This window comes from Roseovarius nitratireducens, from assembly GCF_002925845.1.
In the GTDB taxonomy this organism is placed as follows: domain Bacteria; phylum Pseudomonadota; class Alphaproteobacteria; order Rhodobacterales; family Rhodobacteraceae; genus Roseovarius; species Roseovarius nitratireducens.
This window is the reverse complement of record NZ_PDNI01000071.1, coordinates 226,746-236,331: the sequence shown is the minus strand read 5'-3', so window position 1 is coordinate 236,331 and position 9,586 is coordinate 226,746. Positions and strand designations below refer to the sequence as shown.

Here is a 9,586-nt window from a genome sequence, read left to right as displayed (position 1 = left end):
GATTACTCGATGATCTTGCTGACGACGCCGGCGCCGACGGTGCGGCCGCCTTCACGGATGGCGAAGCGCAGGCCGTCTTCCATGGCGATGGGGGCGATCAGCTCGACAGCGAATTTCAGGTTGTCACCGGGCATCACCATTTCCGTGCCCTCGGGAAGCTCCACCGTGCCGGTCACGTCCGTCGTGCGGAAGTAGAACTGCGGCCGGTAGTTGGCAAAGAACGGCGTGTGCCGCCCGCCCTCTTCCTTGGTCAGGATATAGGCCTCGGCCTCGAACTTGGTGTGCGGCGTCACCGATTTCGGCTTGCACAGAACCTGCCCGCGCTCGACGCCCTCGCGGTCGATCCCGCGCAGAAGCGCACCGATGTTGTCGCCCGCCTCGCCGCGGTCGAGCAGCTTGCGGAACATCTCGACACCGGTGCAGGTGGTCTTCTTGGTGTCGTGGATGCCGACGATCTCGATCTCGTCGCCGACGTTGATCACGCCGCGCTCCACGCGCCCCGTCACCACCGTGCCGCGGCCGGAAATCGAGAACACGTCCTCGATCGGCATCAGGAACGGCTGATCCACCGCGCGCTCGGGCGTCGGGATGAACTCGTCCACCGCCGCCATCAGCTCACGGATCTTGTTCTCGCCGATCTCCGGGTCGCGCCCTTCCATCGCCGCCAGCGCGCTGCCCGCGATGATCGGGATGTCGTCGCCGGGGAAATCGTAAGAGCTCAGAAGCTCGCGCACTTCCATCTCGACCAGCTCCAGAAGCTCCTCGTCATCGACCTGGTCGACCTTGTTGAGGAACACCACCAGCGCCGGCACCCCCACCTGGCGCGCCAGCAGGATGTGCTCGCGCGTCTGCGGCATCGGCCCGTCGGCGGCGTTCACCACCAGGATCGCGCCGTCCATCTGCGCGGCACCCGTGATCATGTTCTTGACGTAGTCGGCGTGGCCGGGGCAGTCGACGTGGGCGTAGTGGCGCGCGTCGGTCTCGTATTCCACGTGCGCCGTCGAGATCGTGATCCCGCGCGCCTTCTCCTCCGGCGCGCCGTCGATCTGGTCATAGGCCCGGAAATCGCCAAAATACTTCGTGATCGCCGCCGTCAGCGTCGTCTTGCCGTGGTCAACGTGACCAATCGTGCCGATGTTCACGTGCGGTTTCGAACGGTCAAACTTTTCCTTCGCCATCTCTCTGGGCACCTTGTCAGTTGGGGGGCCGCCGGGCCCGGTTCTTGCTCCGCGCGCCGTTTAGGGGGTTACGGGGGGAAAATCAAGCGGCCCGTGGCCGTTTTGGCACGACCGGGCAGGCCGCTGCGGCCCGGGGATCACTCGACCGCCTCCGCAGCCTCTTCGCGCACCTGCTCCGCCGTCTCTTCGCCCGTCTCTCCGGCGTCCGCGGGCTCCGCGGCCGGGGCAGGATTTGCCTCGGGGCGCCCGGACATCAGCCCGATCTTTTCCTTGGCGGGCCGCCCGTCATCCTCGAACCAGCCGAGATTGTCGTTCTGCCGGTTGAGCCAGTTCTCGATCAGCTTGGCGGCATTGCGGCTGAGGTGCTCCATCTGCACCTCCTTGCTCTGGGTGAGGCCCGATCCGATCACCGTCTTGGCCGAGGCCGTTTCGACCACGGTGATGAGTTCGGGCTTTTCGTTGAGCTTCTTGCCCGCCGCGTCGTCCCACACGGTGACGTTGAGGATCAGCGCCGATTTCGGCGAGGCCACCACCGGCACGCCCGGAATGGCCAGCACGTAGCCCTCCACGCTCACCCCGAGATGATAGAGCTTCGAGCCCTCATGGCGCGTGAACCGCTCGTTGATCGCCCGCGTCATCGCGTCGATCCACTCCTCCTGGCTCGCCGCGCGCGAGACCGGCCCCTTGGTCAGGTTCGGTGCCACCACGACGTTGTGGCCAAGCCGGAAATTACCCAGGTAGGCGGGCTCGCTGTCGAGATCGTTGGCATTGGTGCAGGCGGCGACGGCCAGAAGGCCGAGAAGGGCCATGAAACGGCGCATATGCGGCCTCCCATTATGATAAACTCGAAGAGGCTTAACGCAGCCCGCGCCACGGCGCAACGATTTGCCGCCCGCGCCCACCGACCCTATATCAGGTATAGCAGTCAAGGGGCCCCGCGATGACCGATGCCACCACCGATACCGCCCCGCCCGTCGCGCCCGTGCGCGTGCCGCTCGTGACCGAGCCGCTCGGGGTGCTGGGGTCGCTGCGCGCGGCGCGCGAGAACGTGCTGTCGATCATCCCGGAGATTGCCACCCGCCAACCGATGGTGTCGGGCCGCACGGGCAAGCGCTGGCACATGGTGACGGACCCCGGCGCGATTCGGCGAATGCTGTTGGAAAACCTCGACAACTATCCCAAGTCGCTGGTCACCAAGAACCTGCTGCGCCCGGCCATCGGCGACTCGCTCTTCATCGCCGAGGGGGCGCATTGGCGCTGGCAGCGGCGCACCGTCGCGCCGGTGTTCTCGCACCGCAACGTGATGAACCTCGCGCCGGTCATGTCCGCCGCCGCCGCGCGCAGCGCCGATCGCATCGCAGACGCGGGCCCGCGCGCCGTGGACGTGGCCGCCGACATGGTGCGCACCACCTTCGACGTGATCGCCGATGTCACCTTTTCCGGCGACGGCACGTTCGACGCCGACGCCGTGCATCGCGGCATCGACGCCTATATCGCCGAGGCGGGGCGCATCTCGCTGTTCGATATCCTGGGCTTTCCCGATTGGGTGCCGCGCCCCGGGCGGCTGATGGCCGGGGGTGCGGTGAAGGAGATGAAGCGCGTCGCCGACGCGGCGGTCGAGGCGCGTCGCGCGCGCGGCCCCGACGGCGTGCCAGACCTGCTCGACCTGCTGCTCGAAGGCGAGGATCCCGAGACGAAGCGCCGCATGAACACGCCGGAATTGCGCGACAACCTGCTCACCTTCATCGTCGCAGGCCACGAGACCACCGCGCTCACGCTCGGCTGGTCGCTCTACCTTTGCGCCTTCGACCAACAGGTGCAGGACCGCGCCCGCGCCGAGGCGCGCGCGGTGCTCTCGGGCGATGCGGCCACCGGCGAGGACGTGGCGCGCCTGCCCTTCATCCGCCAGATCATCGACGAGGCGCTGCGCCTCTACCCGCCCGCGGGGATGGTGTCGCGCACGGCGATGGCCCCCGATACGCTCTGCGGGCGCGAGATCAGGCCCGGCGACACGGTCATCATCCCGATCTACGCGCTGCACCGCCACCACATGCTGTGGGAGGCACCCGACACCTTCCGCCCCGACCGCTTTGCCGACCGCAAGGCGGTGCCGCGCTATGCCTACCTGCCCTTCGGCGACGGGCCGCGCATCTGCATCGGCGCGAGCTTCGCGCTACAGGAGGCGGTAATCATCCTCGCCACCCTGCTCGCACGGTTCCGCTTCACCCCGGTGCCGGGGCGCGACCCGGACCCGGTGATGATCATCACGCTGCGCCCGCAGGGTGGCGTGTGGCTGATGGCCGAGGAGGTGTGACAGGGGGAATAGGCCGGAGCGGACCATCCGAGCTTCTCCCGCGCAGAGTAAAGGCGCGTGCATGCGCCCGCCCTCACCGCGTCGGTACCGGCTCCTCGCCGCGGTAATCGTAGAACCCGCGCCCGGACTTGCGCCCGAGCCAGCCCGCCTCGACATACTTGGTCAGCAGCGGACAGGGCCGGTACTTGGTGTCTGCCAGCCCGTCATGCAGCACGTTCATGATCGCCAGACACGTATCCAGACCGATGAAATCCGCCAGTTCCAGCGGCCCCATCGGGTGATTGGCCCCGAGCTTCATCGACCGGTCGATGGAGCGCACGTTGCCCACCCCCTCGTAGAGCGTATAGACCGCCTCGTTGATCATCGGCATCAGGATGCGGTTGACGATGAAGGCCGGGAAATCCTCGGCGCTCGCCGCCGTCTTGCCGAGGCGGTCCACCACCGCGAGACAGGCGTCAAAGGTCTCCTTGTCGGTGGCGATACCGCGGATCAGTTCCACCAATTGCATCACCGGCACCGGGTTCATGAAGTGAAACCCCATGAATTTCTCCGGCCTGTCGGTGCGGCTCGCCAGCCGCGTGATCGAGATGGACGAGGTGTTGGAGGTCAGGATCGTGTGCTCCGCCAGGTGCGGCAGCAGCGCGTCAAAGATCTTCTGCTTGATCTCCTCGCGCTCGGTCGCGGATTCGATGATGAGATCGCACGCCCCGAGCGTCTCGAGCGCCGCCTCCGGCACGATGCGGGCCAGCGCGGCCTCCATCTCGGCCTCGCTGATCTTCTCGCGGCTGACCTGCCGCTCCATGTTCTTGCGGATGGTGGCCAGCGCCTTGTCCAGCGCCTCGGCGCTGACATCGTTGAGCCGCACCTCGTAGCCCGCAAGCGCCATCACGTGGGCAATGCCGTTGCCCATCTGGCCCGCGCCCACAACGCCCACTGTCCGGATGTCCATGCACCGCCCTTTCCTCGCTTCACGCGCACAACATAGGCCCCGGCGGGGACGCGCCGCAAGGGCCGGATTCCGCTAAAATGCGCCACGAATTCGAGGTTTAGGGAAATGGAAAGGCGAATCATCGAGCCTCGCTTCCGGGTGACTGAAAACGGGTGGGACCGATGGCTTACGAACGCATGGGGCGGCAGCCCCTCGATTATCTACCGGTGCGCTACCCGGGCTCGCGGCTCGTCTTTCGCGGGCCACGGCGCGGCCTGACAGGGGCTTACGTGGCCTGCATCGGCAGCACCGGCACCCATGGCAGCTTCGTGGCAAGGCCCTGGCCCGCCCTGCTCGAGGACGATCTGGGCACGCCTTGCGTCAATCTCGGCCTGCCCAATGCCGGGCCGGATGTGTTTGCCAATGACGCGGCGATGCAGAAAATCGCACGCGGCGCACGCGCGGTGGTGCTGCAACTGCCCTGCGCGATGAACCTCTCCAACCCGTTCTACCGGGTGCATCCGCGCCGCAACGACCGCTTCGTCGCGGCAACGGACGCGCTGCGCGTTCTCTACGCCGAGGTGGATTTCACCGAGTTCCATTTCACCCGCCACCTCATGCGCCGGCTCGCCGCGATCTCGTCCGCGCGCTTCGCGCGGCTGCGCGCGGCGGTGCAAGAGGCGTGGCTCGCCCGCATGTCGGCGGTGTTGCGCGGGCTCGCGCCGCCGGTGGTGCTGTTGTGGCAGGCCAACCACGCACCGGGCGACGGCGCGGGTAGCGCGGCCATCGACGCCGATCCCGCCTTCGTCAGCCGCGCCATGCTCGACGCCCTCGCCCCCCACGCCGCCGCGACGGTGCTGGTGGTGGCGTCCGGTGCGGCGCGCACGCAGGGCACGCGCGGCATGCGCTTTCCGCCGATGCAGGAGGATGTCGCCGCCGCCCTGCCCGGCCCGCTCGCGCATCGCGAGGTGGCCTTGGCGCTGCACCCCGTGCTGACCCCGCTGCTCAAGGATTAGCGGTCGCCACCCGACACACGAGACCCGATGGAGGCGGGGGGCGAACACCGGGTCAATCCGCGTGAGCAAGACAGCCGGGGAACGGTTCTGAGCCGGAATGCGCACGACATCGGGCCGGGGCCATCGACCGGAATGGCCTGTTGCGATCGTTGGGTTGATGTCCCCGCGCGGAATCAAGCCCGAAGGGCGCCGCGCATCGCCGGGCCGCCCCCCGGCACGGCGATTTGTCTAAGCTCGCGCACCGATAACAGGTTTTTCGGATTCGGCAGGCATAAAGCGCCCTGAAAATCCGTCGGTTCGCCGCACCGCGGCCCGCCGATGCGCGGCTCACGGCTACGACCGCTCAAGGCCAATCGCGCCCGGCCACGGTCCGCTCCGGTCCGCTCACTTGCCCCTCGGACCTCCGTCCGAGCAACCGAGGCAAGGATCACGCCCCTTATGCCGGACAAAAATAAGCGGGGCCCGCGCCTGTGCGCGAGCCCCGTTGTCTCGACCTGCCGCCCGCGCGTCAGAGCTTCTCGACCAGCTCCGGCACGGCGGTGAAGAGATCGGCCACCAGGCCATAATCGGCGACCTGGAAAATCGGCGCTTCCTCGTCCTTGTTGATCGCGACGATGACCTTCGAATCCTTCATCCCCGCAAGGTGCTGGATCGCGCCGGAAATGCCCACCGCGACGTACAGGTCGGGGGCGACGACCTTGCCGGTCTGACCCACCTGCCAGTCGTTCGGCGCATAGCCCGAATCGACCGCCGCGCGGCTCGCACCAACGGCGGCGCCCAGCTTGTCCGCGAGGCTTTCGATCAGCGCGAAATCGTCCTTGCTGCCGACACCACGGCCGCCCGAGACGACGACACCCGCCGAGGTCAGCTCCGGACGGTCGCTCTCGGCCACCTTGTCCTCGACCCATTCGGAGAGGCCCGGATTGTCGGTGGCCCCGATGGTCTCGACGGCGCAGGCCGCCTGCTCGCCCGCCGCGTCGAAGGTCGAGGTGCGGATCGAGACGACCTTCTTGGCGTCCTTCGACTTCACCGTCTGCACGGCGTTGCCCGCATAGATCGGGCGCTCGAACGTATCGCCATCAATGACGCCAGAGACGTCCGAGATCACCATCGCGTCGAGCAATGCAGCCACCCGCGGCAGCACGTTCTTGGCATCCGTGGTGGCCGGGGCCACGACGTGATCGTAATCGCCGGCCAGCGACACGACCAGCGCCGCCGTCGGCTCGGCCAGGCGATGCCCGAGAGAGGCATCCTCGGCGACCAGGACCTTGGCGACACCGGCGATCTTCGCCGCCGCCTCGCCTGCCGCCGCCGCGTGTGCACCGGCGCAAAGCACGGTCACATCGCCGAGCGCCGCCACCGCCGTCACCGCCTTGGCGGTCGCGTCCAGGTTCAGCTCGCCATCGGTCACTTCTGCAAGAAGAAGAACAGCCATCACACGACCCCCGCTTCCTTGAGTTTCGCCACCAGCTCGTCCACCGAGCCCACGATCTCGCCCGCCTTGCGCGCCGGCGGCTCCTCGGTCTTGAGCACCTCCAGACGGGGGCTCGCATCGACGCCGTAATCCTCGGCGGTCTTCTCGTCGAGCGGCTTCTTCTTGGCCTTCATGATGTTGGGAAGGCTCGCATAGCGTGGCTCGTTGAGGCGCAGATCGACGGTCACGATGGCCGGCATCGTCACCTTGATGGTCTGAAGCCCGCCATCCACCTCGCGGGTGACCAGCGCGTGATCGCCCTCGATCTCCAGCTTCGAGGCAAACGTCGCCTGCGACCAGCCCAACAGCGCCGACAGCATCTGCCCGGTGGCGTTCATGTCGTTGTCGATGGCCTGCTTGCCACAGAGCACGAGGCCGGGCTGCTCTTCCTCGACGATCTTGGCAAGTATCTTGGCCACCGCGAGCGGCTCGACATCCTGATGCACGTCATCGGCGGCAACCACGAGGATCGCGCGATCCGCGCCCATCGCAAGCGCCGTGCGCAGCGTCTCCTGCGCCTGTTTGACGCCGATGGAGACGGCGATCACCTCCTCGGCCTTACCCGCCTCACGCAGGCGGATGGCTTCCTCGACGGCGATCTCGTCGAACGGGTTCATCGACATCTTGACATTGGCGAGATCGACACCGCTTCCATCCGCCTTGACACGGACTTTGACGTTGTAATCGATCACGCGCTTGACAGGCACGAGCACCTTCATTGGCACGGTCTCCCTTACAGTGATGAGCGGCCCCTCGCGGCCCCTCGGATTGGCTCTCCCGCGCGGTGATACCGGCTCATGCGCGCGGGAAACAGGGTAAAATCGTCACGTTTCGGTTCGCGGACGCCACGTATTGACGGTTTGTGGCCCGCGATCCTTTCCAGAATATGTCACCGGTTCGCGCCCGGAACCCACAGCACGTCCTCCTTGCCGCAGTCATTGGCCATGCGCGCGGCCACGAAGAACCAGTCGCTCGCCCGGTTGAGATAGCGCACCGCCGCCTCGTTGACCGTTTCCAGCGCCGCCAGTTCCACCACCAGCCGCTCGGCACGCCGCGCCACGGTGCGGCACAGGTGCAGATGCGCGGCCAGCGGCGAGCCGCCCGGCAGGATAAAGCTGCGTAGCGGCTCGAGATGGCCGTTCATCGCGTCGATTTCGGCCTCGAGCCGGTCCACCTGCGCGGGCACCATCCGCAGCGGGATATACTCGGCCTCACCGTCCTTCTCCATGTCCGGGCGGCACAGGTCCGCACCCAGATCGAAAAGGTCGTTCTGAATCCGCGCCAGCGCCGCGTCGGTCTCGCCCTCGGCATGGAGCCGCGCCAGCCCCAGCGTGGCGTTGAGCTCGTCCACCGTGCCATAGGCGGTGACGCGCGCCGAATGCTTGGCCACCCGCACACCGTTGCCCAGCGCGGTCTCGCCCGCGTCGCCGGTGCGTGTGTATATCTTGTTGAGCACGACCATGAATCAGCCTCCCTACCTGCGGAAATAGACGAACACGAGGATCAGCAGCACCGCCACGAACTGCGCGATCAGCCGCCAGCGCATGTACTTGTTGGCGCGCTTGGCGTTCTCCACCCCCTCCTTGCCGAAGGTAAGGATGCCCCGGATCAGGATCGCCGCCGTCACCAGGCAGCCCGCCGCCACGAGCCAGAAAAGCGGGTCGCTCAGCATGATCCCCTCCTTGCATTCGAATCGCGTCTGCCGCGCATCTAGGACGGCGCGCGGGGAAAGCGAAAGGGAAAATCCCCCGCGCCCTGTCCCGCCACGGGCCGTTCACCCCCTGGTCAGCACCCAATCAAGCGCCCGCACCGGCAATACACGGCGCAGCGCGCCCATCACGTAAGTGGGCGTCGTGACATAGTACCGCGCCTTCGGGCGCGGCGATTCGAGCGCGCGGATGAGCCGTTTCGTCACCGCGGCGGCGGGCCATTGCGGCCCCTTGCTGCTCCCCTTGTAAAGCTGGTCGAGCAGGCTCTCGCGATACTCCTCGGCGCGCACCGAGTTCTCCCAGTCAATCCATTTCTCGAACTGCTTGATCGCGTTCTGCCGAAACGGCGTGTCGATCGGCCCCGGGTCGATGATCACAACCTCGATCCCGGTGCCCGCAAGCTCCAGCCGCATCGCATCGCTCAGCCCTTCCAGCGCGAATTTCGTCGCCACGTAGGCCCCGCGCCATTTCATCGCGACGAGGCCCAGCACCGAAGAGCATTGCACGATACGGCCATGCCCCTGCCCGCGCATCACCGGGATCACCCGCCGCGTCAGGTCGTGCCAGCCGATCAGGTTGGCCTGGAATATGGTGCGCAGCGCCTCGGTGGGGACGTCCTCGACCGGGCCGGGGATCGCATAGGCCCCGTTGTTGAACAGCGCATCGAGCCGCCCGCCCGTCGCGCCCAGCACTTCCGCCAGCCCGGCCTCGATGCTCGCCTCGTCCTCGTAGTCGATCCGCGGCGCCGCGAATCCCTCCTCGCGCAGCCGCGCGCAATCGGCCTCCTTGCGGCACGCGGCAAAGACGCGCCAGCCACGCCCGCGCAAGAACCGCGCCGCGTCCAGCCCGATACCCGACGAACAGCCGGTGATGAGAATGCTCCGTTCGCTCATGCACGCCTTGTGGCCCGGCGCAGTGCACGATGCAAGCACGCGCGGCCCTGTCCCCGCTTTACGCCCGCGCATGC

General features: G+C 67.3%; 10 protein-coding genes. 2 read left to right on the top strand and 8 right to left on the bottom strand.

Translation table 11 applies throughout. The features are described from left to right. Positions 1-2: 2 nt before the first annotated feature. Together tuf and CRJ03_RS16275 are read right to left on the bottom strand one after the other, a co-directional pair. Positions 3-1,178, bottom strand: a complete 1,176-nt coding sequence (tuf, locus tag CRJ03_RS16280; protein WP_104017425.1) for an elongation factor Tu — start codon at positions 1,176-1,178, stop codon at positions 3-5. A gap of 137 nt (positions 1,179-1,315) precedes the next feature. Beyond that, positions 1,316-1,999: a hypothetical protein gene (locus tag CRJ03_RS16275; RefSeq protein WP_104019919.1), complete on the bottom strand. Its 684-nt coding sequence runs from the start codon at positions 1,997-1,999 to the stop codon at positions 1,316-1,318. A 119-nt stretch (positions 2,000-2,118) separates the two neighbouring features. Between CRJ03_RS16275 and CRJ03_RS16270 the strand changes: the two genes are divergently transcribed. Then, positions 2,119-3,492 (top strand): cytochrome P450, encoded by a 1,374-nt coding sequence (locus CRJ03_RS16270; protein WP_104019918.1) that lies wholly within the window; start codon positions 2,119-2,121, stop codon positions 3,490-3,492. Positions 3,493-3,565: 73 nt separating this feature from the next. Here CRJ03_RS16270 and CRJ03_RS16265 read toward each other — a convergent pair whose 3' ends face one another. Then, the gene (locus CRJ03_RS16265) at positions 3,566-4,441 is read right to left on the bottom strand and encodes a 3-hydroxybutyryl-CoA dehydrogenase (RefSeq protein WP_104019917.1); all 876 of its coding nucleotides are present in this window, start codon (positions 4,439-4,441) and stop codon (positions 3,566-3,568) included. 161 nt (positions 4,442-4,602) lie between these two features. On the opposite strand from CRJ03_RS16265, the gene CRJ03_RS16260 reads away from it, so the two are divergent. Beyond that, positions 4,603-5,436, top strand: coding sequence for a DUF6473 family protein (locus CRJ03_RS16260; protein ID WP_104019916.1), 834 nt, complete (start codon positions 4,603-4,605; stop codon positions 5,434-5,436). Between the two features lie 508 nt (positions 5,437-5,944). On the opposite strand, the gene CRJ03_RS16255 is transcribed toward CRJ03_RS16260, so the two are convergent. From CRJ03_RS16255 to CRJ03_RS16235, 5 genes are all read right to left on the bottom strand, one after another. After that, entirely contained in the window at positions 5,945-6,871 is a 927-nt protein-coding gene (locus CRJ03_RS16255) for an FAD-binding protein (protein WP_104019915.1), read from the bottom strand. Beyond that, entirely contained in the window at positions 6,871-7,629 is a 759-nt protein-coding gene (locus CRJ03_RS16250) for an electron transfer flavoprotein subunit beta/FixA family protein (RefSeq protein WP_104019914.1), read from the bottom strand. The genes CRJ03_RS16255 and CRJ03_RS16250 overlap by 1 nt, the downstream gene beginning before the upstream one ends. A 170-nt stretch (positions 7,630-7,799) precedes the next feature. Beyond that, the gene (locus tag CRJ03_RS16245; protein WP_104019913.1) at positions 7,800-8,372 is read right to left on the bottom strand and encodes a cob(I)yrinic acid a,c-diamide adenosyltransferase; all 573 of its coding nucleotides are present in this window, start codon (positions 8,370-8,372) and stop codon (positions 7,800-7,802) included. A 12-nt stretch (positions 8,373-8,384) separates the two neighbouring features. Further along, positions 8,385-8,582 (bottom strand): twin transmembrane helix small protein, encoded by a 198-nt coding sequence (locus CRJ03_RS16240; protein ID WP_104019912.1) that lies wholly within the window; start codon positions 8,580-8,582, stop codon positions 8,385-8,387. A 102-nt stretch (positions 8,583-8,684) separates the two neighbouring features. After that, positions 8,685-9,512 (bottom strand): SDR family NAD(P)-dependent oxidoreductase, encoded by an 828-nt coding sequence (locus tag CRJ03_RS16235; protein ID WP_104019911.1) that lies wholly within the window; start codon positions 9,510-9,512, stop codon positions 8,685-8,687. Positions 9,513-9,586: the final 74 nt, after the last annotated feature.